Consider the following 210-nt stretch of genomic DNA (forward strand, 5'->3'; position numbering starts at 1 on the left):
GCCAGCCGGTGGCGACCAGCCAGGGTAACGACCCGGACGGCGACAACGCGGCACTGCGCTACAGCCTGACCGAGGGCAGCAATGCCGACGGCTACTACGCCATCGACGCGATCACCGGCACGGTCACTCTGACCGACGCGGGCGCGGCCCACGTCAACGGCGGCGGCAACCTGCCGGCGGTCAATGTCACGGTAACGGACGAAGACGGCC

1 protein-coding gene is annotated in these 210 nt (G+C 70.0%); it reads left to right on the plus strand.

Translation table 11 applies throughout. The features are described 5' to 3' along the window. Positions 1-210 (plus strand): cadherin repeat domain-containing protein (locus HW452_RS17505; RefSeq protein ID WP_224107361.1); only part of this gene is annotated, 210 nt, incomplete at both ends.

The sequence above is a fragment of the Vreelandella aquamarina genome, from assembly GCF_020075495.1.
GTDB classification, from domain to species: Bacteria; Pseudomonadota; Gammaproteobacteria; order Pseudomonadales; family Halomonadaceae; genus Vreelandella; species Vreelandella aquamarina_A.